This is a genomic window from Streptomyces sp. GDS52, assembly GCF_052246875.1.
Classification (GTDB): Bacteria; Actinomycetota; Actinomycetes; order Streptomycetales; family Streptomycetaceae; genus Streptomyces; species Streptomyces cathayae.
In genome coordinates, this window is sequence record NZ_JBQQCR010000003.1 from 37381 (window position 1) to 54853 (window position 17473).

The window sequence follows — 17473 nt, forward strand, 5'->3', positions numbered from 1 at the left end:
GTCCTTCCGGTGTCGGTGGAGTGGGGGTCAGGCGTTGTTCGTGGTGGACTCGCCGCGGGCGACGCGGGCGGCGTCGAGGAACTTCTGGGCCTCGTCGAGGTCCAGTTCGATCTGGTGGCGGCCGAAGGCGTCGGCGGCGACGTCCTGGGCGGTGACGTCGGCGGGGCTGCGGGCGGCGCTGATGTAGGCGCTGTAGAGCAGGTTGTGGGCGACCTTCATGAGCTTGTTGTGGCGGCGGCTTTCCTTGTACGTGGCGAACATCGGGTTCGGTGTCCTTCCGGTGGTCAGGCGGTACAGGTTGCGGAGTGGGTGCCGTTCGGGATTCCGGCCAGGTCGGCGATGTGGCCGCCGGTCAGGTGCAGCCGGGTGGCCAGTACGTCGGCGACGGCGAGGACGGCACCCCAGTGCTGGCTCAGGAACTGGTCGGCGAGGTGGTGGACCACGAGATAGTCGTTGAGGCCGCCGTCGAACCCGATGTGGGGGTTGAGGTCGAGGACTTGGCGGCGGTCGGTGTAAGCCCCGAATTCGATACCGACGGCCCGGGTGTGGCTCCACAGCCCGTTCTCGCGCAGCCACCGGTCCTCCGCCCGCTCACCAGCGCCCATGAAGGCGGCGAAGCTCTGGCCGTCGGTGAGGTTGCAGCCGTGGACGTCACCACCGGCGACCATGCCCTGGCCGTCCGGAGTGCGGTCCCGCAGCTCGGCGGTGGTGGAGATCCGGGCGTAGTGGACAAAGGAGCCGGCGGCCAGTCCGGCGACCGCGTGAGCGGCCTCGTGGACGGCGCGCAGCGTGTCCCGCTGGCCGTCGGCGAGGTCGTCCAGGTAGGTGCCGCAGGCCACGGAGTCCGGGGCCCGGTGCCGCGTGTGGTAGGTCCGGCCGTTGATGAGCGTCTGGTCGTACCAGACGGACGTGGCCGGAGGGTTCCAGTGGACGGTGGCAGTGGCGGTGCCGGGCATGGTCGGTTCCTCCCTGGTGGTCAGGCGGCGGGCTGGTAGTCGCCGGGGGTGGTCTGGTCGGCGGTGAGGGCGAAGTAGGTGTCGTACTCGTCGTCGTCCCAGTCGGCGGGGTCGCCGTGGAGCGCGCGGAACTCGCGGCCGGTCATCGGGCGGTCTCCTTGGCCAGCGAGACGGTGGCCGGGGCGGTGTCCGCGGCGGGGAGGAGGGAGTCGAGGGCCTCGTCGATGAGGGTGCGGAGGATGCCTTCGACGGTGAGGGTGAAGACGAGGACGGCGACGATGCCGAGGGCGCTGGGCTGGTTCATGAGCTCGTAGAGGCCGATGCCGGCTCCGAGGGTGCCGCCGTAGTAGGTGATGTTGGCGGTGGTGTTGATGGCGTTGGTCTTGATGCGCTGCTTGTTCACGGTGGTCCTTCCGGGTCGGGGCGGGTGGTTCCGCTGGTGGTGCTGGGGCCCGCCCCGCATGGGGTCGGGGCGGACTCCGGCGCGGCCAGTGGGGTGGGGTCCGGCCGTCGTGGGGGTGTCGGCGGCCGGACCCCGGTCGGGGGTCAGGTTCGGCGCTGCTGCCGGCGGTCGGTGTCGGTCATCTCGCGGATGGTGTCCTCGAAGCTGCGGCCGGACTCGAGGACGGTCTCGGTGATGATCTGGGCGGAGCGGGTGCTGTCGCCGTTCTGGACGGCGGTGCGGAGTTCGGTGGTCTTGTCGGCGATGAATCCCATGGGGTGTCCTCTCGGATCGGTGGGGCCCGGCGGTGTCCGGGCCCCGGTCGGGGGTCAGCGGGGGCGGTTGGTGGACTTCTTGTTCGCGTCGGCGACCTTCTTCGACAGCTCCTTTCGCTGCTCGTCGGTCAGTCGGGTCATGGGGGGCACCTCCCTCCGGGTGTCGAGGGCGGCGCACGCGGTGGCGGCGGGTTCGCGGAGGGTGGGGTCGGTGAGGGCGTGCTGGGTGAGCCAGCCCTGGCGGGCGGTGTCCTTCCGGGTGTCGTCGTCCAGGGCGCGGACGGTGGGGGTGTGGGCGGTGAGGTGCTCGATGAGGTGGCCGACGGCGCCGATGACGTCCCAGCCGTCGGCGCTGCCGGCGAGTTGGGCGATCAGGAGCTGGAGGGCGGGCCGGTCGATGGCGGGGTCGGTGGCGAGGGCGCGGATACCGGCGGCGATCTGGTGGATACCTTCGTGGATGTTGCTGCCGTCGGTGAGGTCGTCCAGCAGGTCGTTCAGCTCGGTCCCGTCCAGCGGGGTGGGGCCGGGCATCACAGTTCGCCGTCCCATTCGCCGGTGACGATCTGCTCGTAGGCGGCGGCCGCCGCGTCGGGGTCGGTGGAGGTGAGGACGTCGTCCAGGTAGGACCACGGGTCGACGGCGTCGTACAGGTCGGTGACGTCGGCGTACAGGTGGGGGTGGTTGTGGGCGACCGCGGCCGGGGAGTACTCGCCGGTGGGGATGGTCTCGAGGGCGGGCTGCTGCATCACGCCACCTCTCCGCGCAGGACAGCCATGAGGAAGTCGTCCAGGACGACCGGGGCGACGTCGGGGCGGGTGGAGTCGTGGAGCTCGAGGTGGCCGCCGGCCTGGGCGGTGGCGCGGATGGCGTCGCCGTTCGGGGCGGACATGTCGATACGGGTCGGCGCGGCGGTGACCCGGCGCAGGGCCTCATCGGCCTGAGTGGTGGCGGTGCGGCCCGGGGCCGTCCGTCCGATACGGTTTTCCATGGCGGTCGCTCCTGTTGAGGCGGGTAGCGATGTGCCGGGTCCTTCGGGGCCACTGAGAGGCCCGGGTGTGCAACCACCCGGGTCTTTCGGCGCTTCTGAGGCCGCCGTCGTCACCGACAACCCCAATGTAGCGCCCTCGCGCTCGTATCGCTAGTGCTAGCGAACAGAGTTTCTTTCGACTACTCTCAGGGATGTACCGCTGCGCGCATGGAGCGCAGCACTAACGACAGAGAGGAGGTCGACCATGCGCGAAACGCCCGGATACCCGGAGATCGCTCAGCACTTCCGCCGACAGATCCGCGACGGGACGCTCAGGCCCGGTGACACCCTGCCGAGTTTCAAGGCGGCCAGCGAGCAATTCGGCGTGGCGCACACGACCGTGAACCGCGCCTACCGGGTTCTCAAGATGGAAGGGCTCACGCTCGCGAAGCCCGGCGTGGGAACGATCGTCGCTGGTCCTGCCAGCAACAACATCGGCACCAGGGTGGCTCTGTACGCAACTACCGGTAGCGCTCTGGATGGCGGCGAGGTCTCGCGCATCCTGGAAGTCGGGACGACCGGCGCCGACGAACTGGTGGCGTCACGGCTGGACGTAGTCCCTGGGACGCCGGTGCAGGTGCGTCGCCGGGTTGTCAGCAGGAACGGGCTTCCGATCCATCTGAGCAGCAGCTATTACCCGGCCTACGTGATCGCGGTGACTCCCGAGCTGACGGAGCCGGTGTCCACCGGCGCGTCGCGGGAGCTTGCGGCGGAACGGCTGGGGCTCGACCAGGATCAGGTGCTGGAGGAGGTGACGAGCCGGCACGCCACGACGGCTGAGAAGGAGGCGTTGGGGCTGACTGCGGGCGAGGTCGTCGTTACCCAGGTAGTTCGCACTGTGACGCTGGAAGATGGCCGCGTTGTCGAGGTGGCCGTCAAGGTCGCTGAGGGGTCCACGATCCTCCGCTGGACCACATCCCTGCGCCCCCAGGAGTAAGACGTAGTACGGCCGACCGCACCAGTGGCACGGCCGGCCGCCCCACATGCCGCAGCCCTGCGAAGACACGGCAGTGGGGAATCCCCACTAGGAGATCCACCCGTGAACCTACACGCAATGACGAGACTCGTAAAAAGTCTGCCGCGGATGGGAGCCCACCCGTGACCGCGGACTGGGGCGACCTGCCCGAAGACGTCACCTTCACCGAGGCAGCCGCCCTCGCCGACAAGAACGGTCTCTTCCCCGGCGCCACCGCGGACAAGCTCCGCCATCTGGCCAGGGCCCGCAAGGAGACCACCTGGCCCTTCGGGGACCCGGGCGAGGGCAAGCCCTACGAGTACGGCAAGGTCGCCAACGCCCGGAAGATGAAGACGCTGGTCCTGTTCGAGCACCTCCAGGACGAGCCGCCGAACCCGCACGGCCGCGGCCCGGACAGGAAGCCTCGGGCCCGAAGGACAGACCGGTGAGCACGTTACGGGCTCTGGGATCGCAGCCCCAGTGCCCCGACATGCAGAACGGCCAGCCCGTAAGAAAGGTCGCAGCTTCCTTGGGCCAGCCGTTCAAGCACACACAGCGGGATACCGCCCGCTGCATCGAACAAACCGTGATCATGAAGGCAGGTCGGTTCGTGACCAGAGTAGCGCGTCCCCCAAAGTCGACAAGCAGTGACCGGCAGATCCTCCGTGCGGAGGTGCGTGGTGAGCGTTGAGCACATGGCGATGGTGTTCGCCGCGGAGGGCCTGGCCGGCCCCGAGAAGCTGCTGCTCCTCGCGTACACGAACTACACCGACCCGAACGGGTACTGCTGGCCAAGTGAGCAGCGCCTAGCGGACGACTGCGGGACGTCGGTGAGCACGGTGGCGCGGCAGAAGCGCAGCCTGAAGGAGAAGAAGTTGCTGGCGTCGGTCCGGCGGATCAACCCGAGGACCGGCGAGCCGATCTCCAACCTGTCCCGGGTCAACCTGCCGCTGCTGGCGTCGATGCGCCGACGAGACCGCAGCTACGACGACAACCTGATGCAGCAGATCACGTTCGACGAGGCGCCGGATGCACCCGAGGGAACCGGGTCTGACCAGCTGAACTGTCATTCTGACAGCTACCCCCTGTCAGATCGACAGGTACCCCCCGTCAAAGTGACAGGTACCCCCTGTCAAAGTGACAGCCAATCCCTTAGTGATCCACCAAGAGAACCCGTAGAGATCCTTCTGGACGGGCGTAGCCCTGCAACCTCAGGTAGTAGGCGCTCGAGCTCGAGCGGCTCCGCCGCGTCCGGCAACAGCAAGCCCCCCTCCCTCACCCCAACCCAGCGGCAGCACGTCACCGCGTTCTTCCAGGCGCTCCCCAAGGAGCTCGCCGACCTGGTGCCGACGAACCCGCCCGGCAACCTGAAGGCGGCGGTCCTCGAGGCCCTGGCCGTCGACCGGCCGCAGGAGCGCACCGCGGGGCAGTTGGTCGAGTACCGGTTGCTGCCGAAGTGGCACGGGCACTACGCCTCGAGGGACACCGCCGGACTGATCGAGAAGCCAGTGGGCGCGCTGATCACGATGCTGCGTTGGGACCGTGAGTGCCAGGACGACCGCTGCGACGAGCGGACGAATGTCGACACCGGGCAGCCGTGCATCTCCTGTGAGCAGCGGGGTGTGGACCGGCGGGCCGAGCGGCAGGCGGAGAAGGCCCCGGAGCGGCCCCAGCAGCCGCAGGAGCGGCCCGTGAAGTCTCCGACGGCCCGGACGTACACGGCGCCGGCGTACGTGCCGGAGCAGGCCACTGTGACGCCGGGACTGCCGACGGACATCGTGGCCGAAGCCCGCGCCGCCGTCCTCGCCAACCGGGGCAAGAACCGCGTCTCCCGCATACCGTGACCGACTCTCACCTCCCTGCTGCGGGCCGTCTGACTGCGGCCCGCAGCGCCCACCACCCTGTACACGACTGCCGAGAGGACGTGACCGCATGATCTACGTCATCAGCCTGGACGACTCCCAAGTAGTGAAGATCGGGCGCGGCAGCGACCCGGAAAAGCGGGTCGCGCAACTCCAGATCGGAAGCCCGGCACCTCTGATCCTGCAATGGGTGCACGAGGGCGGCGAGGAGCTGGAGAACCACCTGCACGCGGTTTTCCAGGAGTACCGGCTGCGGGGCGAGTGGTTCGACCTGACGCCCCTCGGAGGCGCCGTCGCGGCAGTACGGGAGGCGGTTGAAGCCGCCGACGGCGCGCAGTTGCAGAAGCCGCGCCGGTTCCGCGGGCCGAAGGTAGTGCACCCCGCGGCGTCTGCCAGCACCATGCAGCCGGCCCCGACGGTCACCCCGCTCGAGGAGGGGCAGACATGGGAGGAGCGCTTCACTCCCTTCCGGTTCGAGGAAGGGAAGACGTGGGAGGAACTCTTCCCTCCCGTTTCCCCGACGGTCACGTGGGATGAACGCTTCCCTCCCGGCCGGTCGACAGCCGCTGCTGAGGGGGAGCCCCTTCGGCGGACGGCCGAGGGAGAGCCTGTGCGGCCCGGGTGCATCCGTGCCTGGCAGGGCAGATGCCGAAGGCCCGCGGGAACCACCTGCGACTGCTGACCGACCGCGCGGCGCTCCTGGGCTCGGGTCCAGGGGCGCCGCGGGGAACCAGCCCCGCAACCTGCTGCCAGACTCCCCGCAAGCCCCCGCGAGAGGACACGACCCATGACCGACCCCACCGCCCAGAGCGGGGACATCCTGACCTGGCTGTACGGCGCCATCCGCGTGCACGAGGACACCGCACGCGCCGCCGCCGCGTTGCAGGACGACCCGGAGAACGGGTGGGGCATCGTCGATGACTCCTCGTACGCCGTCCCGGGCAAGCAGCGGGCCATCGCCCCGCACATCGGCATCACGCACGAACCCGAGTCGGCGCAGCACATCGTGCTGAACAACCCGGCCGCCGTCCTGCGCCGCTGCGCCGCCGACCGGAAGCTGCTGGAGCTGCACGCCGGCCAGGGGCACTCCTGCCCCTCCTACGACTACGACGGGGACCTGGACTCCTTCGCCCGGTTCTACAACCACGAGGTGTGCCCCGTCGTGCAGACCCTGGCGGAGGGCTACGGCTGGGCGGAGGGCTGAGCGCGTTGACGTCGCCGGGCCTATGGGTTGCGAGTTACGTCGTCCGTCTCCAGCGAGAAGCCACCGACCGGAGGGCACACCATGGCTGAGCAGACCGCCTACGAGCGGCTCCAACAGGCAGCAGCGGAAGCGAGCGAGGGGGCACGGCTACTCGCCCTGCGCACCCTTAGAGACGTGCATCGGGAATGCGCCGCCCTCGAGGAAGAATGGCGTCACCGCCAGGACCCCGGTGCCGCCGACGTACGCGCCGCCCTCGCCCGTATCCGCACCAAACTGGCCCCAGCCACCACCATGCCCTGGGGGAACGGGTGAACGCTCCGATCCTGACCTGCACCGGCTGCGGACACACCAAGGACGCGCCCACCGGCGACCCCACCGACCTGTTCCCGTCCGAGCACTGCGGCGACTGCCCGCCCTGGACGTGCGCGGACTGTGGGCAGATCTGTTCGGCGCAGGCCCTGTGCGGCTGCTGGATCCGACTCGACACTATGGCCGCAGCCGACATCAAGGCTCTGTTTGCCGCCGATGGCGGTTTCCACATCACGCCGAAGGCGTAGCAAGGGAGATCGGCACCCCTGGGGGCCCTTCCACCCCCAACCCCACCTTACGCATTGCACTGCCATGCATGTCGCGGTACGGTGGAATCACTCCGCACGCACCGAAAGGAGACGCCCCCACCCACCCCCTCCGGCCCGGCCGCACCCCCTCTCGCGGCCGGGCCCCGTCATCCCCGGGGAACCTCCCGCCCACTCCGCGCCAGCCTGGAAGCCACCGCACCACCGAGGAGCACCACATGATCCGCACCACCTACCGTGGCCGCCCCATCAAGGTCCTCGCCGCCCGCGGCGAGCCCTTCCACCGCAAGCTCGTCATCAACGGCCACACCATCCACCACGGCTGGCAGGGCGACGACGCCCAGGCCCTCGACTGGTTCCGGCAGATCATCGACAACATCGAAAACTCCGGCGGCGCCGGCATGGTCGCCATGCTCATCCCCGGCCAGTACACCGAACCCCACTGGTACGAGCCCGGCACCATCGACATCAACCCGTCCCGGCACGCCACCCAGCCCGGCAGGGTGTGCATGTGCCCCGCCTGCCTCACCGACGACATGCCCCGGTACGAAACCCTGCCCGTGGGTGCCTGCCGCTACTGCCACCAGGGCCCGGACGGGCACAAGCACGACGTGGACTTCCTCAACCCGCACCGGTACACCGAGCCCACCACGGCGCAGCAGACCGGCCGGCGGGCCGTCAACGGCCAGCCCCGACAGGCCGCCTGATGGCCGCCCCGAACCCGATGGGCTGCGCCCGCTGCGGCATCGACCGGCGCGGCCACGGCATCCAGGCCGCCGCCGACGGCACCCACACCTGGCAGAAGCCCAGCCAGCAGCAGATCAAAGACCGCATGAACGCCCGGCGAGCCGAAGGGGAGCAGCCGTGACCGATCTGGAAGCCCTGCACGCCGCGCCCTCCGCCGACGTCGGGCCCACCAGCCCCCGGGCGGAACTCTTGGCCGCCGCCGAGGTTCTCCGTCGGCGCGGTGGCTGGTTCGAAGGCGAGCTGTGCATGTGGTTCGTCGACACCGCCACCCTTCACGGGCCCGACGACGACGGCCGCCACTGCTTCCGTGACGGCGATGAGTGGCCGTGCCACGACGTGCAGGCCGCGCAGAAGGCCGCGTTCGCCGTCGGCTACACGCCCGCCCACCCCTGACCCGTCCGGCCGCCCCCGACCGTGGGGCGGCCCCACCCCTGGAGACACCTGATGACCGACGCCACCGCCTATGTCGAAGTGCTCGCCCGCCTGCTGTGCGCCGCCGACGTCCACGTGCACGGCGGCGATCACCCGAGCTGGCAGCAGCTGCCCACCCGGTCCGGGCGCGGGCAGGACGACTACCGCAAGGCCGCCCGCTGGCTGGCCGACCGGCTGACCGTCACGCGGGACGCGCGCACCGCTGCTGCGCCCGTTACCCCGGAGCCCGCCGACCGGGCCGCCGTCCCCTCCGCTGCCGTCCGCAAGACGCTTCGCCGCTGGGCCTACGCCGCCGGACACATCGAGTCGGAGTTGGACGGCGCCGTGGACCGGATGTACGAGCTGGTCGCGCGAGACGTGCTGCGCCGCATGGCCGACGAGACACCGGCCGCCGAGGGGCAGCGTGAGCCCGACCAGGACTGCGACCGCTGTGACGGATCCGGGCTTGACCCCGACGCGTTCTTCAGGGAGGGCGATACCTGGACCCACGCGCCGTGCTCCGCGTGCCTTCCCGAGGAGGATGAGGCGGAGACCCCGGCCGAGCGCGTGAAGCACTCCGGCCCCGACACGAAGTTCTGCGTCCTCTGCCTGTCCGGCGAACACGAGCGCATCGAGGAGGAGTAGATCGTGCCGGACGGCCCCGAAGCCCCACCCGATCATCCTCGGGTGGGGCTTCACCGTTTCCACCCCGCCTGTCAGGCCTGGCTGGAACACTGGCCGCGTTGCCGACCAGCCGCCTGGAGCCCCCATGGACCGCAATCACGCCCCCGCTACCCAAGCTGACGAGAGCGACGGGACAGGCTGCGTCGCCGCCCGGTACGTCGGGGTTCCCGACAGCTATGACGGAAGCTCTTTCTGCGGCTGCCCCGACTGCATCGAGTACGTCGGGGAGCGGCAGTACGAGGACGAGGTCTGACGGTGGCACCCGCCGCCGATCCGTCATGATGGTCCCCCAACTCGCACCAGCCCCGGGGGAATCCATGCGCATCCGCACCACCACGGCCGCCGCCACCGCCGTCCTCGCCCTCACGCTCACCGCCTGCGGCAGCAGCAGCAGCGGCGACGCCAAGCCCGCGCCGGCCACCGCCACCGCCACGCCCACCACGGCGCCCTCGCTCAGCCAGGCCGAAACCGCCCGCCGGTGCAGCGAAGCCGTCGCCGAAGCCGCACCCGGATGGGACAACTGGTCCTACAGCCCCGGCAAGTGGCAGGACGACCCGCGCACCCCGGAGGTGTGCCAGGGCCTGGCGGACGAGGACAACCCGGCCCGCGGGAACCGGGCGTTCGCGGGCGCGCTGATCGACGGCCTGGAGATGGCGGACGACCCGCGCGCCCGGCAGTAGGTCCGCGCGGCAGGCCGGGTCACGTGTCGTCGTCGCCCGGCCGGCGCCACGGCTCCGTCTCGTCCAGCCCCCAGCAGTCCCGGCAGTCCACGCACCGGTACACCGGCCTGCCCGCCGTGACCGTGCCCGTCTCCCCGTGCGGGCAGCCACTGCCGTCCCCGCGCCCCGCGCACGCGTCCCAGGTGTCCCCCATGTGTCGACGGTGCCCCGCGCCCACGACGGCCGGGAGAGGGCCCGCAGGGGCGCACGGGCGCTCACCACCGGCACGACGCCCCAGTGCCCGCCAACCGCCCCACACGGGCCCCCGTGGGTGGAAGACTGGCCACCAGCCGACAACGCCCTGGAGCCCGCATGCCTCTGACACAGATGACCGTCACCAAGAACACGGATGGCAGCCACAGCCCCGCTTACAACGAGAACTGGCCGCACCCCACCCAACTGGAGTGGCACGCCGGGATCGTCGCTCTCGAAACCGGACTGCGTATCGAAGTCCGCAAGTCGTCCGACATCCGAACCGGCATCCAACCAGCGACTGAGAAACCGACCGAGGAGACCTACCATCTGAGGCTTCACGGACCCAGAACCAGCACCGGTATCGGCCCCATGAGCTTCCACGACGCGTGGAACTATCTGGACGGCGTGAAGGCCGGCGTAGCCGCGGCGCAGCCATGAGCCTCGAGCCCCGACCCGCCCGACCCGGCGACCTGTGCACGTGCGGCCGGCCCGCCGTGACCGTCATCCCCACCGACCACGGGGACGTCGGGTACTGCGGTGTCGAGGGCGCCGGATCCCGGCCGGTCCTGCCGTGCCCGTGGTGCGGGACCAGTACGCCGCACCTTGAGCCGTGGGGGGACCCGGGGGTCTGCCCCGACTACCGGCTGCGGCCGCCCGCCGGACAGTAGCCGGGGGAACGCCCGGCGCCGGAGCGGGCATGCTGGTCTTGCGGCCCGCACCTGTGGGGTCGCGCTCCAAGCGCCCCCGTGATCCGTCCGTTCTCCGGGGAGGGGAAGAGCTGGGGAAGCCCCCGGGCCTGGATGGTCCGGGGGTTTCTTCGCGTCCCGGGCACGTGGCTCCCTCCGGCCACCCCCAACCCCGCCATACGCATTGCACTGCCATGCGTATGGCGGTACGGTGGAATCCTTCCCAGCACCCCAGGAGACCGCCGATGCCCGAGCCCGCCGTCTTCCACCGCGTCATCGTCCGCGCCCCCAGCGAACACACCACCTCCGGCGCCCGCATGATCACCCCGCCCGCCGACGCCTTCGACCCCCTCCACCTCCGCATCACCCCCATCGCCCAGGTACAGGCCGGCGACACCCTCATCGGCACCGTGTCCCCCCACTACGACACGCTGCTCAACCCGCTCGACCGGGCCCAGTGGGTGTCCTACTTCTCCCACACCTCCAAGCCCCAGCAGCAGGACGCCCGCCCCTTCGACCCCCAGCACTGCCACTGGTGCACCCACAACGCCCACGTCCTCGGCGTCGGCGCCGGCTCCGGGCACTGGACCGTCGACGGCTGCACCACCTACCGCCCCGACAGCCTGCTGCTCGTCGTCCCGCGCGACCTCGCCACCCCGTAACCCCCGTTCCCCCGGCCCGCGCTTGTGGGCCGGGGGAACGCCCGCCCCGAAACCCGGCACCCTGACCACCACACCCCGAACCCGGGAGCCATCCATGGTCGACAGCCCCGAACGCCGCAAGGCGGACCGACTCCAGCAGCGCGCCGACCGCTTGGCCGAGACTGCCGAGCAGGCCAGTGAGCGAGCCCACGCCATGTACGGGAGGTTCGCCGGCGGCCAGCCGCTCCTCCAAGGCCACCACTCCTACCGTTCGGCTCGCCGGACGAGGGATCGTGCCGACGCCGCCTCCGAACGGGCCGTCGACGCCTATAAAGCTGCCGAGCGCACCCGGCAGCATGCCGAGTCAGCGCAGACCCATGCCGACGCCAAGGACGAGATCACCGCGATCACTGCGACCCGGTCCCGCCCGTGGGAGCCCACCGACTTCCAGGTGGGCGACATCGTCACCGTCCGGGTCTTCGAGACCAGCACCAGCACCTACAAGGTCAAGCGGGTCAACAAGAAGACCCTCACCCTGGACGGCGGCGGGGGCGGCTGGGACGACCCGAAGCGCGAGTACGACCGCGTCCTCTCCCGAACCCGAGACGGCCACACCATCACCAACCCCGCCGACGGAGACCCCGCATGATCCGTGAAGACCGGTTCCTCATCAGCCGCAAGCCCTACGCCGTCGACCTGACCAGCCTCCGCGGCAGCCGCACCGTGACCCCGCAGGGCCGGAACGAGTACTTCTTCGACGGCCGTATCGGCGCCGTCTGGTTCCGCCGTCGCAAGGGCGTCACTGTCGCCTGCATCGGCGAACTGTGGGACCTCCAGCACCCGGAGCCTGCCGACGGCCGCGAGTTCCTGGAGCAGCACGAGGACGGCCGGTACGGCGGCGACTGTCAGGGAAGGTGGGACGGCGAGTCGTACTGGGGCACCGGCACCCTCGCCGACCAGGAGCAGCACCTCGAGATCCTGCGGCCGATGCTCGCCAACTACCCGGCGATCCCCGACGGCTACGACGGGTGGTGGCGATTCTGACCCCGGCCCCCGACATACCCGCAGTACTGGCCGGCCCGCTCATCGCCGCCGTCATCATCGCGTTCGCCTACCTCGCCACCATCGACTGGACCCACCCCGACCACGACCAGGAGAAACCATGACCGCCCTCAACTTCCAGCCCGCCGACGAACCCGCCACCGACAACCCCGACTACGACGACACCGGATGCCAGTGCCCGCACGGCGACAACCAGTACCTCCTCGAGATCGACGAGGGTCAGGCCGTCCTCGTCCACGCCGCCTGCGGGAAGCAGCCCTCGTACACCTGGGGCGACTGGCAGGAGTTCGCCGTCATGGACCCGATCCCCGTCACCGTCGAGTGGGAGACCGACTGCGACGGCAACCGCTGGCACGGCCTCAACCCGTGCGACTGCGACCACTGGGTGCGGGTGACCGCCACCAGCGTCCCCGAGGACGTCCGGACGGACGCGCTCGAGCTGTCCCGCAAGCACGCCACCGAGAGGAACGCCCGGCGACCGGCCGGTTCGTTCCGAACGCCCGCATCCGTGCGGCCCTCCCCCTCGTACCGCCCGGCATCCTGCCCGACCGGCACCGGGCGGCATACCAGCGCGGCGGCACCCCCACCTCCGCCGACCTGCGGCTGATCGCCGACGCGGCCGGCACCAGCCCGAGGTGGCTGATGACCGGCCGGCCCGCACACCACGCCCCCACCCTCGAGAGGACCAGCCCGTGACCGAGCCCAGCGAGAACGTCCGCGAGCACGTCTACCGACTGCTCTTCGAGGACCTGAACCTGTGCTGCGGACTCCCCGAAGACTCCTACGACCTCGTCCGCGACCTACTGACCGCCTTCCGGACCAAGACCGACATCGACACGCTGCTCCCCGACCACGGCGCCCGCTACCTCGTCCTCGGCGCCCTGGACAACGCCGGCCTGATCGAGCACAGCAGCATCATCGACGCGGCCTGGCTGACCAGGAAGGGCGAGTGGTACTGGCAGGCCCTCACCCGGTTCGACTCCGACGACATCGACGGCGGCGCCGAAGGGATCGGATTGCCCCACGACGGCACCCCGTGCACGGACGCCTGCCTGAAGCCGTTCTGGGGGCTCTCATGACCCAGCCGACGGGGAGCCCCGAGGAGCAGTTGGAGCACTGGCGCAGCGAGCTCGCCCGCGTCGTCAAAGCCTCACCCGACATGCCCTGGCCCGTCCTCATCGAATGGGCCGAAGAGGACGAACTGGTCGCCATGAAGGCCGCCACCCGAGCCGGCCGCACCAAGCTCATCACCCAGGAACAGCGCCTCGCCGCGATGGAGAAGCTCGCCGCCGCGTGGCAGCAGGAAGCCGAACGCGCCCGCAAGGACCTGGCCGACCATGCCTACCCCGACGACAGCATCGAGTTCGTCGCCTGGTCCGCCCTGGAACGGCCCCTCGAGGAAGCCGACGTGGTCGCCATCCTCAAGACCCTCCGCCAGTCCCGGTTCCTCGCCGCCGAAGCCCTCCACGTCTGCGCCGACACCTGGAACGACGCCAGAAACCGCCTCAGGGCCCTTCACGCGCCCGTTCAGCACATGGGGCAGACCTGGTGCGGCGAATGCTCCGTCCGGCGCCGTACGGGCCCGCACACGGACGAATGGGTGGCGTACATCCCCCACCCCTGCCCGACGTTGGACACCCTCGAGAACAAGGAGCCCACCGAGTGATCCCGGTCCTCATCGTCCTGATCGTGGGAGTTGTCCTCCACGCGCTCGTCGGCGTCATCACCCGCACCCCCGAAGACGACCAGACCCCGCTCCACTGGCAGGCCTGGCTCACCTTCCTCGCCGGCCTCGCATCCACCGCGGCCCTCGTCGCCCTGGCCGTCGGCTACCGCCTGGCCACCGGCGTCATGCTGCCGTTCTGGACGCTCATCCTGGCGGCCGACCTGTTCACGCTCGCCTGGAAGCTGTGGAAGCACCGGCAGCGCGTCGCGGAACGCCGGTCCCTTCAGTCCCTGTTCGACCGGCCCTCGCTCGGGGAGGACACGTGAGGCGCCCGGTCTCGAAGCGGGAGTTGCTGCGCCGCCTGGAGCGCGTCGAGGCGCTCCTGGGCCTGCCGACCCCGCCGCCGCTCGCCGGACAGGAGACCATCCCCGACGCCCTGTTCAACACCCCGCACGGAACACACCGCGACGACCCCGAGCCCATCGACCCCACCGAGAAATGAGGACACCAACCATGCCGATCACCACCAGCTACCAGGTGAAGTGCGACGTCTGCTGGGGCGTCATGGACGGCGAGTACGACACCCGAGAGGAAGCCGAGAAGGCCCGCCAGGAACTCGGCTGGGAGGAGCCGGACGGCCGCACCGTCTGCCCGGAGCACAGCACCTCCACCGGGCGCTGACCGCCCGGAACATGACGCCGCCCCCGCCTGAGACAAGCAGGCGGGGGCATCGTCGTGTCAGCCTACGCGGCGGCCTCCCCGGCCGCGGCGCTGTCGTCGACCCGGAAATCCGGGGACCGCCCCCACTTGAAGGTCAGTTGAGGCAGCGACTCCGCGTCGAACAGGCTCTTCAGCTCGGCTATCTCCCCCGTCAGGGTGCGCAGGCTGATGCCCAGGCGCTGCGCGGTGGCCTGCTGGGCGCGTCCGGCGACGACGTCCCGCAGGATCTCCCGCTGCCGTCGGGTGGTGCGTACCGCGCCCGGCGCCGGGATCGCGTCCACCGCCGGGGTGCGGCCGCGGAGTTCCCCGTGCCACGGGTCGGCCAGTCTCCATTTCGCGTCGAATTCGGCGGCGGCGTAGGCGACCATCGCCCGGTCGGTGATCAGCCACGCCGCGTGCTCCGGTGCGCCCTCCACCAGATAGTTCTCCACGAACGCCACCCTGCGGTCCACGATGATCGCCCGTTCGAAGGGGCCCTCGAGGGTGCGGAACTCGGCGCGCCGGCCCGCCCGGGTGGCCATCGCCCGCGCGTACTGGGCCGTCACGGGCGTGTCCCGCACCGTCGCCCGATACAGGGTTCTTTTCGTCACCCCCCGGTCCAGGGCGGCGGTGTCCCGGGCGAGGGAACGAGCTAACTGCGCCTCCGTGCGGGGCCCGCCGGGCTGCGCGGCCAGGATCTCGCACTCCGCCGACCCGATCACGTCGTCCAGGCGGGCGTTGACCACGGCCGGGTCGTCCAGGTACTCCGAGCCGTCCCCGGCCCGCCACTGCGCCCGCGCGTACGGGCCGGCGAGCTGCTCCGTCATCCGCGGCAACGCACTCAGCACGGCGACGCGTTCGGCGGCCTCTTGCAGCATGGCGTCCATGCGGCGCCGGGCCACCTCACCGGGGTCGAGGGCGACCGGCCGGTCGTGGACCTCGTCCCGGACGACGAAGCCGAGCACAACCAGCTCGTCCACCACCGGCGCGTCCTCGGCGGGGACGGGTTCGCCGCCCGCGATCAGCCCGTAAACCCGCACCGCATTCGCCGACAACAACGCCTGATCACCGTTTATGAAAGGTATGGCCAAAGCTTGATCCCCCGTCAAAACCGACCACCGGCCTGCATATACACGCACTGCGCGCACACGCAGAAAGAACCCGTTGAAAGTGCGATCAGCCTAAGGCAAATTGGGGCCCGGGGCGTCCCCCGGCGCTCGTACACCCCATCCTCCCCACACCCGGTTACGCGTTGCACTGCCAGAACGCGCACCCGTCCTGGGGTTTCGCAGCAGGATGAGGAGACGAGAAACCGGATGGCGCCCCATTACGTTTTCTCCACAACAGGAAGGGACACACTGTGGCCCGACGCATCCGACTGTTCGCCGCCGGCCTGGCCCTGACGGCCGCCGCCGCCACCGGCCTCACCCTCACCGCGAGCGTGCCCCCGGACACCACGTGGGGGACGTCCGCCCCCGACGACACCACCTGGACCGCACCCACCGGTGACGGCGAGGACTGGGTCGGCCCGGGAGACACCACCTGATAACCCCGCCCCGCCCGAGACCGGCCCGGCAGGACGCCCCCAGCGCGCTGCCGGGCCTTCCCCATGCCGAGAACCGCCCCCGCCTGTCGGTGGGCCATGCCATGCTGGGGGCAGCAATCGGAGACCTGACGCGCCACGTGTGGTGCTCAGAGGCGCTGGCCCCCAGGGGCGCGACCGCCACCAGCCGCCGCCCTATCCCGCCCCCCGTCGGGATGGGGCGGTCGTGCGTCCGGCTACCGCCACGCCAAACGCCCGCCCCGTCTCTCACCCAGGGCGGGCGCTCGTGCACTCAGTCTCAGAACTCGGGCGCATCGCCCTTCCGGGAGTCGGCCCACCGACCGCGACCGGGACGATGCGTGCGCGCGGCCTCCACCTGGTCCGCCGCATACAGCGACTCCCCGCCCCGCCCCGGCGCCCGGCCCGCAGCGGTGATACCCCAGCGGGACAGTTGCTTCCGGGCACTGCCCGTCGCCGACTGGCCGCTGTAGCCGAGGACTTCCGCGACCCGACTGAGCGGCCACAGCTCCCGGTCCCGGGCCAGGTAGGCGTCGATCGTCTCCGGGCGCCACTGCGGGCGACGCAGCACGTACCGGTCCGGCTCGGGCAGGTGCCCGGTGCCGCGCAGGGTGTCCCACGCCTTCACGTCCATCGGCTGCCCGGCGTCCCGCATGTAGGCGAGGACTGCGTCACGGGTGAGGTACCGGTCGGCGGCCGCCAGGTCCGCGGACGGCACCCGGGCCGTGGCCTGCCCGACGCTGGAGGTGACGCCCGCGACCGGGTAGGCGTCCAGCGGCAGGGCGCCGGCCTCGCGCTCCAGCCACTCCTCTGCGGGGGTCGGGGAGTCGGCGGGGATCAGGCCGAAGTTCCGGATCGTCACCAGGTGCGGCTCGGCTGCGAGCCCGTCAGCCTCGGGGGTGTGGCCGTGGATGAGGCGGAAGCTGGGGTTGTCGCCCTTGGTCTGGCCGGTGGCGCACACGACCCCGATCGGCTGGTGGCCGGGGCAGGCGTGAATGGCTTCGGCGAGGGCGCGGGCCTTCGGGGTGAGGGTGTCGAGGTCGACCTCCTCGAGCTGGCCGCCCTTGCGCAGGTGGAGCTTGACGATGCTGGTCATCAGTAGTCCC

Annotated in this window: 36 protein-coding genes; 25 read left to right on the forward strand and 11 right to left on the reverse strand. The window is 70.7% G+C overall.

The window, feature by feature from the left end:
* Positions 1 to 27: 27 nt before the first annotated feature.
* From ACTWJ9_RS33005 to ACTWJ9_RS33040, 8 genes are all read right to left on the reverse strand, one after another.
* Complete coding sequence (locus tag ACTWJ9_RS33005) at positions 28 to 261, reverse strand: hypothetical protein (RefSeq protein WP_443296187.1); 234 nt, start codon at positions 259 to 261, stop codon at positions 28 to 30.
* A gap of 23 nt (positions 262 to 284) precedes the next feature.
* Complete coding sequence (locus ACTWJ9_RS33010) at positions 285 to 956, reverse strand: hypothetical protein (protein ID WP_443296188.1); 672 nt, start codon at positions 954 to 956, stop codon at positions 285 to 287.
* A gap of 20 nt (positions 957 to 976) precedes the next feature.
* A complete protein-coding gene (locus ACTWJ9_RS33015; RefSeq protein WP_443296189.1) occupies positions 977 to 1102 on the reverse strand; it encodes a hypothetical protein in 126 nt (41 codons plus the stop codon).
* Positions 1099 to 1359 (reverse strand): hypothetical protein, encoded by a 261-nt coding sequence (locus ACTWJ9_RS33020; protein ID WP_443296190.1) that lies wholly within the window; start codon positions 1357 to 1359, stop codon positions 1099 to 1101. Before ACTWJ9_RS33020 ends, ACTWJ9_RS33015 begins: the two co-directional genes overlap by 4 nt.
* A 143-nt stretch (positions 1360 to 1502) precedes the next feature.
* Entirely contained in the window at positions 1503 to 1673 is a 171-nt protein-coding gene (locus ACTWJ9_RS33025) for a hypothetical protein (protein WP_443296191.1), read from the reverse strand.
* Between the two features lie 54 nt (positions 1674 to 1727).
* Positions 1728 to 2204 (reverse strand): hypothetical protein, encoded by a 477-nt coding sequence (locus tag ACTWJ9_RS33030; protein ID WP_443296192.1) that lies wholly within the window; start codon positions 2202 to 2204, stop codon positions 1728 to 1730.
* Positions 2204 to 2419 carry a hypothetical protein gene (locus ACTWJ9_RS33035; protein ID WP_443296193.1) on the reverse strand — a complete coding sequence of 72 codons (216 nt, stop codon included), beginning with the start codon at positions 2417 to 2419 and terminating at the stop codon, positions 2204 to 2206. The genes ACTWJ9_RS33030 and ACTWJ9_RS33035 overlap by 1 nt, the downstream gene beginning before the upstream one ends.
* Positions 2419 to 2661 carry a hypothetical protein gene (locus tag ACTWJ9_RS33040; RefSeq protein WP_443296194.1) on the reverse strand — a complete coding sequence of 81 codons (243 nt, stop codon included), beginning with the start codon at positions 2659 to 2661 and terminating at the stop codon, positions 2419 to 2421. Before ACTWJ9_RS33040 ends, ACTWJ9_RS33035 begins: the two co-directional genes overlap by 1 nt.
* Positions 2662 to 2905: 244 nt before the next feature.
* Between ACTWJ9_RS33040 and ACTWJ9_RS33045 the strand changes: the two genes are divergently transcribed.
* The 13 genes from ACTWJ9_RS33045 to ACTWJ9_RS33105 all read left to right on the forward strand — a co-directional run bounded on the left by ACTWJ9_RS33045 (position 2906) and on the right by ACTWJ9_RS33105 (position 9818).
* A complete protein-coding gene (locus tag ACTWJ9_RS33045) occupies positions 2906 to 3637 on the forward strand; it encodes a GntR family transcriptional regulator (protein WP_443296195.1) in 732 nt (243 codons plus the stop codon).
* A gap of 161 nt (positions 3638 to 3798) precedes the next feature.
* The gene (locus ACTWJ9_RS33050) at positions 3799 to 4104 is read left to right on the forward strand and encodes a hypothetical protein (RefSeq protein ID WP_443296196.1); all 306 of its coding nucleotides are present in this window, start codon (positions 3799 to 3801) and stop codon (positions 4102 to 4104) included.
* 231 nt (positions 4105 to 4335) lie between these two features.
* Entirely contained in the window at positions 4336 to 5499 is a 1164-nt protein-coding gene (locus tag ACTWJ9_RS33055; protein WP_443296197.1) for a helix-turn-helix domain-containing protein, read from the forward strand.
* Positions 5500 to 5587: 88 nt separating this feature from the next.
* Positions 5588 to 6199 (forward strand): GIY-YIG nuclease family protein, encoded by a 612-nt coding sequence (locus tag ACTWJ9_RS33060; RefSeq protein WP_443296198.1) that lies wholly within the window; start codon positions 5588 to 5590, stop codon positions 6197 to 6199.
* A 105-nt stretch (positions 6200 to 6304) separates the two neighbouring features.
* Positions 6305 to 6721: a DUF6221 family protein gene (locus ACTWJ9_RS33065; RefSeq protein WP_443296199.1), complete on the forward strand. Its 417-nt coding sequence runs from the start codon at positions 6305 to 6307 to the stop codon at positions 6719 to 6721.
* Positions 6722 to 6802: 81 nt separating this feature from the next.
* Positions 6803 to 7033: a hypothetical protein gene (locus ACTWJ9_RS33070; protein WP_443296200.1), complete on the forward strand. Its 231-nt coding sequence runs from the start codon at positions 6803 to 6805 to the stop codon at positions 7031 to 7033.
* Positions 7030 to 7278 (forward strand): hypothetical protein, encoded by a 249-nt coding sequence (locus ACTWJ9_RS33075; RefSeq protein ID WP_443296201.1) that lies wholly within the window; start codon positions 7030 to 7032, stop codon positions 7276 to 7278. Before ACTWJ9_RS33070 ends, ACTWJ9_RS33075 begins: the two co-directional genes overlap by 4 nt.
* A 236-nt stretch (positions 7279 to 7514) precedes the next feature.
* Positions 7515 to 8003: a hypothetical protein gene (locus ACTWJ9_RS33080; protein WP_443296202.1), complete on the forward strand. Its 489-nt coding sequence runs from the start codon at positions 7515 to 7517 to the stop codon at positions 8001 to 8003.
* Positions 8003 to 8164: a hypothetical protein gene (locus ACTWJ9_RS33085; protein ID WP_443296203.1), complete on the forward strand. Its 162-nt coding sequence runs from the start codon at positions 8003 to 8005 to the stop codon at positions 8162 to 8164. The genes ACTWJ9_RS33080 and ACTWJ9_RS33085 overlap by 1 nt, the downstream gene beginning before the upstream one ends.
* Positions 8161 to 8436 carry a hypothetical protein gene (locus ACTWJ9_RS33090; RefSeq protein WP_443296204.1) on the forward strand — a complete coding sequence of 92 codons (276 nt, stop codon included), beginning with the start codon at positions 8161 to 8163 and terminating at the stop codon, positions 8434 to 8436. The genes ACTWJ9_RS33085 and ACTWJ9_RS33090 overlap by 4 nt, the downstream gene beginning before the upstream one ends.
* 51 nt (positions 8437 to 8487) lie before the next feature.
* On the forward strand, positions 8488 to 9099 hold the full coding sequence (locus tag ACTWJ9_RS33095) for a hypothetical protein (RefSeq protein WP_443296205.1): 612 nt from the start codon (positions 8488 to 8490) through the stop codon (positions 9097 to 9099).
* A gap of 124 nt (positions 9100 to 9223) precedes the next feature.
* On the forward strand, positions 9224 to 9391 hold the full coding sequence (locus tag ACTWJ9_RS33100) for a hypothetical protein (RefSeq protein WP_443296206.1): 168 nt from the start codon (positions 9224 to 9226) through the stop codon (positions 9389 to 9391).
* 64 nt (positions 9392 to 9455) lie between these two features.
* A complete protein-coding gene (locus ACTWJ9_RS33105; RefSeq protein ID WP_443296207.1) occupies positions 9456 to 9818 on the forward strand; it encodes a hypothetical protein in 363 nt (120 codons plus the stop codon).
* A 19-nt stretch (positions 9819 to 9837) separates the two neighbouring features.
* On the opposite strand, the gene ACTWJ9_RS33110 is transcribed toward ACTWJ9_RS33105, so the two are convergent.
* Positions 9838 to 10011, reverse strand: a complete 174-nt coding sequence (locus tag ACTWJ9_RS33110) for a hypothetical protein (protein WP_443296208.1) — start codon at positions 10009 to 10011, stop codon at positions 9838 to 9840.
* 173 nt (positions 10012 to 10184) lie between these two features.
* On the opposite strand from ACTWJ9_RS33110, the gene ACTWJ9_RS33115 reads away from it, so the two are divergent.
* The 11 genes from ACTWJ9_RS33115 to ACTWJ9_RS33165 all read left to right on the forward strand — a co-directional run bounded on the left by ACTWJ9_RS33115 (position 10185) and on the right by ACTWJ9_RS33165 (position 14788).
* The gene (locus ACTWJ9_RS33115; RefSeq protein WP_443296209.1) at positions 10185 to 10490 is read left to right on the forward strand and encodes a hypothetical protein; all 306 of its coding nucleotides are present in this window, start codon (positions 10185 to 10187) and stop codon (positions 10488 to 10490) included.
* A 493-nt stretch (positions 10491 to 10983) separates the two neighbouring features.
* Positions 10984 to 11400, forward strand: coding sequence for a hypothetical protein (locus ACTWJ9_RS33120; protein ID WP_443296210.1), 417 nt, complete (start codon positions 10984 to 10986; stop codon positions 11398 to 11400).
* Positions 11401 to 11494: 94 nt separating this feature from the next.
* Positions 11495 to 12028: a DUF3560 domain-containing protein gene (locus ACTWJ9_RS33125; RefSeq protein ID WP_443296211.1), complete on the forward strand. Its 534-nt coding sequence runs from the start codon at positions 11495 to 11497 to the stop codon at positions 12026 to 12028.
* Positions 12025 to 12423 carry a hypothetical protein gene (locus tag ACTWJ9_RS33130; protein WP_443296212.1) on the forward strand — a complete coding sequence of 133 codons (399 nt, stop codon included), beginning with the start codon at positions 12025 to 12027 and terminating at the stop codon, positions 12421 to 12423. Before ACTWJ9_RS33125 ends, ACTWJ9_RS33130 begins: the two co-directional genes overlap by 4 nt.
* Positions 12408 to 12545, forward strand: a complete 138-nt coding sequence (locus ACTWJ9_RS33135; protein WP_443296213.1) for a hypothetical protein — start codon at positions 12408 to 12410, stop codon at positions 12543 to 12545. Before ACTWJ9_RS33130 ends, ACTWJ9_RS33135 begins: the two co-directional genes overlap by 16 nt.
* Entirely contained in the window at positions 12542 to 13048 is a 507-nt protein-coding gene (locus ACTWJ9_RS33140; RefSeq protein ID WP_443296214.1) for a hypothetical protein, read from the forward strand. The genes ACTWJ9_RS33135 and ACTWJ9_RS33140 overlap by 4 nt, the downstream gene beginning before the upstream one ends.
* 85 nt (positions 13049 to 13133) lie before the next feature.
* The gene (locus ACTWJ9_RS33145; RefSeq protein WP_443296215.1) at positions 13134 to 13520 is read left to right on the forward strand and encodes a hypothetical protein; all 387 of its coding nucleotides are present in this window, start codon (positions 13134 to 13136) and stop codon (positions 13518 to 13520) included.
* Positions 13517 to 14107, forward strand: coding sequence for a hypothetical protein (locus ACTWJ9_RS33150; RefSeq protein WP_443296216.1), 591 nt, complete (start codon positions 13517 to 13519; stop codon positions 14105 to 14107). The genes ACTWJ9_RS33145 and ACTWJ9_RS33150 overlap by 4 nt, the downstream gene beginning before the upstream one ends.
* A complete protein-coding gene (locus tag ACTWJ9_RS33155) occupies positions 14104 to 14433 on the forward strand; it encodes a hypothetical protein (RefSeq protein ID WP_443296217.1) in 330 nt (109 codons plus the stop codon). Before ACTWJ9_RS33150 ends, ACTWJ9_RS33155 begins: the two co-directional genes overlap by 4 nt.
* Entirely contained in the window at positions 14430 to 14609 is a 180-nt protein-coding gene (locus tag ACTWJ9_RS33160; protein WP_443296218.1) for a hypothetical protein, read from the forward strand. Before ACTWJ9_RS33155 ends, ACTWJ9_RS33160 begins: the two co-directional genes overlap by 4 nt.
* Positions 14610 to 14620: 11 nt before the next feature.
* Complete coding sequence (locus tag ACTWJ9_RS33165; protein ID WP_443296219.1) at positions 14621 to 14788, forward strand: hypothetical protein; 168 nt, start codon at positions 14621 to 14623, stop codon at positions 14786 to 14788.
* A gap of 62 nt (positions 14789 to 14850) precedes the next feature.
* On the opposite strand, the gene ACTWJ9_RS33170 is transcribed toward ACTWJ9_RS33165, so the two are convergent.
* Positions 14851 to 15846, reverse strand: a complete 996-nt coding sequence (locus ACTWJ9_RS33170; protein WP_443296220.1) for a hypothetical protein — start codon at positions 15844 to 15846, stop codon at positions 14851 to 14853.
* A 320-nt stretch (positions 15847 to 16166) separates the two neighbouring features.
* Here ACTWJ9_RS33170 and ACTWJ9_RS33175 point away from each other — a divergent pair, with 320 nt between their 5' ends.
* Positions 16167 to 16352, forward strand: a complete 186-nt coding sequence (locus ACTWJ9_RS33175; protein WP_443296221.1) for a hypothetical protein — start codon at positions 16167 to 16169, stop codon at positions 16350 to 16352.
* 295 nt (positions 16353 to 16647) lie between these two features.
* Here the strand turns inward: ACTWJ9_RS33175 and ACTWJ9_RS33180 are convergent, their stop codons facing one another.
* Entirely contained in the window at positions 16648 to 17463 is an 816-nt protein-coding gene (locus tag ACTWJ9_RS33180) for a hypothetical protein (RefSeq protein WP_443296222.1), read from the reverse strand.
* Positions 17464 to 17473: the final 10 nt, after the last annotated feature.

Bases quoted from the DNA above. Each gene is read 5' to 3' on its own strand.
- ACTWJ9_RS33025 (WP_443296191.1), bottom strand. From the start codon at position 1,673: ATGGGATTCATCGCCGACAAGACCACCGAACTCCGCACCGCCGTCCAG.
- ACTWJ9_RS33060 (WP_443296198.1), top strand. From the start codon at position 5,588: ATGATCTACGTCATCAGCCTGGACGACTCCCAAGTAGTGAAGATCGGG.
- ACTWJ9_RS33180 (WP_443296222.1), bottom strand. From the start codon at position 17,463: ATGACCAGCATCGTCAAGCTCCACCTGCGCAAGGGCGGCCAGCTCGAG.
- ACTWJ9_RS33080 (WP_443296202.1), top strand. From the start codon at position 7,515: ATGATCCGCACCACCTACCGTGGCCGCCCCATCAAGGTCCTCGCCGCC.
- ACTWJ9_RS33105 (WP_443296207.1), top strand. From the start codon at position 9,456: ATGCGCATCCGCACCACCACGGCCGCCGCCACCGCCGTCCTCGCCCTC.
- ACTWJ9_RS33010 (WP_443296188.1), bottom strand. From the start codon at position 956: ATGCCCGGCACCGCCACTGCCACCGTCCACTGGAACCCTCCGGCCACG.
- ACTWJ9_RS33165 (WP_443296219.1), top strand. From the start codon at position 14,621: ATGCCGATCACCACCAGCTACCAGGTGAAGTGCGACGTCTGCTGGGGC.
- ACTWJ9_RS33150 (WP_443296216.1), top strand. From the start codon at position 13,517: ATGACCCAGCCGACGGGGAGCCCCGAGGAGCAGTTGGAGCACTGGCGC.
- ACTWJ9_RS33115 (WP_443296209.1), top strand. From the start codon at position 10,185: ATGACCGTCACCAAGAACACGGATGGCAGCCACAGCCCCGCTTACAAC.
- ACTWJ9_RS33110 (WP_443296208.1), bottom strand. From the start codon at position 10,011: ATGGGGGACACCTGGGACGCGTGCGCGGGGCGCGGGGACGGCAGTGGC.
- ACTWJ9_RS33100 (WP_443296206.1), top strand. From the start codon at position 9,224: ATGGACCGCAATCACGCCCCCGCTACCCAAGCTGACGAGAGCGACGGG.
- ACTWJ9_RS33070 (WP_443296200.1), top strand. From the start codon at position 6,803: ATGGCTGAGCAGACCGCCTACGAGCGGCTCCAACAGGCAGCAGCGGAA.
- ACTWJ9_RS33130 (WP_443296212.1), top strand. From the start codon at position 12,025: ATGATCCGTGAAGACCGGTTCCTCATCAGCCGCAAGCCCTACGCCGTC.
- ACTWJ9_RS33045 (WP_443296195.1), top strand. From the start codon at position 2,906: ATGCGCGAAACGCCCGGATACCCGGAGATCGCTCAGCACTTCCGCCGA.
- ACTWJ9_RS33040 (WP_443296194.1), bottom strand. From the start codon at position 2,661: ATGGAAAACCGTATCGGACGGACGGCCCCGGGCCGCACCGCCACCACT.
- ACTWJ9_RS33030 (WP_443296192.1), bottom strand. From the start codon at position 2,204: ATGCCCGGCCCCACCCCGCTGGACGGGACCGAGCTGAACGACCTGCTG.
- ACTWJ9_RS33095 (WP_443296205.1), top strand. From the start codon at position 8,488: ATGACCGACGCCACCGCCTATGTCGAAGTGCTCGCCCGCCTGCTGTGC.
- ACTWJ9_RS33005 (WP_443296187.1), bottom strand. From the start codon at position 261: ATGTTCGCCACGTACAAGGAAAGCCGCCGCCACAACAAGCTCATGAAG.
- ACTWJ9_RS33035 (WP_443296193.1), bottom strand. From the start codon at position 2,419: ATGCAGCAGCCCGCCCTCGAGACCATCCCCACCGGCGAGTACTCCCCG.
- ACTWJ9_RS33065 (WP_443296199.1), top strand. From the start codon at position 6,305: ATGACCGACCCCACCGCCCAGAGCGGGGACATCCTGACCTGGCTGTAC.
- ACTWJ9_RS33140 (WP_443296214.1), top strand. From the start codon at position 12,542: ATGACCGCCCTCAACTTCCAGCCCGCCGACGAACCCGCCACCGACAAC.
- ACTWJ9_RS33125 (WP_443296211.1), top strand. From the start codon at position 11,495: ATGGTCGACAGCCCCGAACGCCGCAAGGCGGACCGACTCCAGCAGCGC.
- ACTWJ9_RS33120 (WP_443296210.1), top strand. From the start codon at position 10,984: ATGCCCGAGCCCGCCGTCTTCCACCGCGTCATCGTCCGCGCCCCCAGC.
- ACTWJ9_RS33015 (WP_443296189.1), bottom strand. From the start codon at position 1,102: ATGACCGGCCGCGAGTTCCGCGCGCTCCACGGCGACCCCGCCGACTGG.
- ACTWJ9_RS33085 (WP_443296203.1), top strand. From the start codon at position 8,003: ATGGCCGCCCCGAACCCGATGGGCTGCGCCCGCTGCGGCATCGACCGG.